We start from the raw sequence: 2,624 nt of genomic DNA, 5'->3' as shown, positions 1-2,624 counted from the left end.
GGTGGCTCGTGGCCATGTGGAAACAATGGGGGCTCGTACTGGCGGTGTCACTGGTGGGGCTCGGTTCCAACCCCGCCGAGGCGCGTTTCGGCAAGCGCTCGCGGCCGAGTTCGCCGTCCTCGCCCCCCTCGACGAACAACCCCCGGCCCCATCCGGGCAGCGGCGGGGGCACGCCCCGTCCCAACCCGTACTACGGCTCCGGGTACTACTACGGCTTCGTCGATCCCTGGGCCCGCTACTACTACGACCCCGCGTGGGCCTGGCCCTACCTGGGGCCCGGCATGTACCGGCCCTTCGGCAGGCATTACGACCTGATGTGGCGGCGTCGGATGGTGCCGCGCCCGAGCGTGCGGGTGGACGCGGAGTCCGAGCCTTCCCCCCAGGTGGCCTTCACCGCGGACACGGGCCTCGTCGCGAAGGGCTTCGCCGTGGGGCTCGGCATGCAGGGAGAGGGAGTCCGCTACGGCTTCGGCGCCCGGCTGAACATCCTGGATCTGGCCACGGATGATGGCTCCCCGGGCCGGGACAACATCTCCCTGCTGTCCCTCAAGCCGAGCGTGCTGCTGGTGTCCCAGAAGTCCCTGCGCGTGCGCGTCTCCGGCGGCGTGGATGTGGCCTTCGCCCCGGACGCCATCATGCTGGGGCCGGGCCTGGGCACGAGCGCGCAGCTGCGCGTGGTGGGGCCGCTCAAGCTGGAGGCGAGCGCCAACTTCACGCCCCTGCCCTTCACCCAGCTCACCGGCGATGCCGGGCTCGCGGTGGATTGGGACGTCGTGGGGCTGCGCGGCGGCTACCGGGCCATCTACCTGAGTGATCAGGGCCGGGTGGACGGGCACGTCAACCGCGAACTCTTCGCGGGCCCCTACGCGGGCGTGACGCTGCACCTCTGAGGGCGTGACTTCACCTCGCGGGTGGTGCTTTCTTCCGCGCCATGGGAGACACCCCCGCCACGACCCCCAACCGCTTCCCGCCGCAGATTCCCTTCATCATCGGGAACGAGGCCTGCGAGCGCTTCAGCTTCTACGGCATGCGGAACATCCTCACGGTGTTCCTCATCGACTACCTGCTGCGCAACGCCGTCCCCGATGAGGGCGCCCGCTCCGCCCAGGCCAAGAGCATGATGCACCTCTTCATGGCGGGCGTGTACTTCTTCCCGCTGCTGGGCGGCTACCTCGCGGACCGGTGGTTCGGCAAGTTCAAGGTCATCCTGTCGCTGAGCCTCGTGTACTGCCTGGGCCACGCGTGCCTGGCCGTCTTCGAGAACAACGCCACGGGCTTCTACACGGGCCTGTTCCTCATCTCCCTGGGCAGCGGCGGCATCAAGCCGTGCGTGAGCGCCATGGTGGGAGACCAGTTCAACGAGTCCAACAAGCACCTGGTGAAGAAGGTCTTCGCCATCTTCTACTGGACCATCAACTTCGGCTCCTTCTTCGCCTCGCTGCTCATCCCGCTGACGCTCAAGCACCTGGGGCCCGCCGTGGCGTTCGGCATCCCCGGCCTGCTGATGTTCGTCGCCACCATCATCTTCTGGGCGGGCCGCCGGCACTACGTGGTGGTGCCCCCCACCGGCCCCAACCCCCACTCCTTCCTCAAGGTGATCTTCTCCGCGCTCTCCCACCGGGAGCGCACGCCGGGCGGGCACTGGCTCGATGGCGCCAGGAAGCAGCACCCCCCCGAGGCCGTGGAGGGCGCCAGGGCCGTCCTGCGCATCAGCGGCCTCATCTTCCCCACCATCCCGTTCTTCTGGATGCTCTTCGACCAGAAGGCCTCCACCTGGGTCATCCAGGCGCGCGCCATGGATCCCCAGGTGGGCCCCATCACCTTCCAGCCCAGCCAGATGCAGTTCATCAACCCGCTGCTGGTGATGATCCTCATCCCCCTGCTCGTGGGCGTGGTGTACCCCCTCTTCCAGCGCGGCGGCTGGGAGCTCACCCCGCTGCGCCGCATGCCGCTGGGACTCGCGGTGGGCGCGTTCTCGTACGCCATCGCCGGCTACTACCAGGTGCTCATCGAGCGGGGCTCCACGCTCAACATCTCCTGGCAGCTCCTGCCCTACATCGTCCTCACGCTGTCGGAGGTCCTCGTCTCCACCACGGGCCTCGAGTTCGCCTACACCCAGGCCCCGCGCGAGATGAAGGGCATCATCCAGAGCCTCTGGCTGCTCACCACCACCCTGGCCAACGTGGCCGTGGCCATCGCCGCCGCGCTCAACGTCTTCACCGGCGCCGGCCAGTTCTTCTTCTACGGAGGCCTCGCGCTGCTGGCCGCCGTCGCCATGGCCCTCATGGCCCGAAGCTACAAGGTGCGTGACTACTACCAGTTCGACGCGAGCGGCCCCGTGCCGGACCGGGCCCAGCCTCCGCCCGCCACCGTGGGCTGACAGCAGGCGCTGGAGCTGGAAACACGAAGGGCCCCGAGCTTGAAGCCCGGGGCCCTTTTTTCATGCGGGGATGACCCTACGGCCTCAGCCCGAGGTCGCCACGTGGGTCTTGGGCTCCGAGGCCGGCTGCTCGTCCGGCACGGAGTTCGTCGCGTCCGCCCCGTGCATCATCCGCTTGAGCACCGGCGCCAGGGCCAGCAGCACCGCGCCCGCCGCGGCGGTGGCGATGGTGATGGCCAGGAAG

2 protein-coding genes are annotated in these 2,624 nt (G+C 68.8%); both read left to right on the top strand.

The window, feature by feature from the left end; genetic code table 11:
- On the top strand, positions 1–890 hold an 890-nt coding region (locus tag VF794_RS09170), incomplete at its 5' end, for a hypothetical protein (RefSeq protein WP_331108836.1).
- Between the two features lie 41 nt (positions 891–931).
- Complete coding sequence (locus tag VF794_RS09165) at positions 932–2,380, top strand: POT family MFS transporter (protein ID WP_331108834.1); 1,449 nt, start codon at positions 932–934, stop codon at positions 2,378–2,380.
- Positions 2,381–2,624 lie beyond the last annotated feature (244 nt).

The organism is Archangium sp. (assembly GCF_036389735.1).
Lineage (GTDB): Bacteria > Myxococcota > Myxococcia > Myxococcales > Myxococcaceae > Archangium.
This window is presented reverse-complemented; position numbering and strand designations above follow the sequence as displayed.

What these genes read in the sequence shown, in the direction of transcription:
- VF794_RS09165 (WP_331108834.1), top strand. Translation starts at nt 932, where the DNA reads ATGGGAGACACCCCCGCCACGACCCCCAACCGCTTCCCGCCGCAGATT.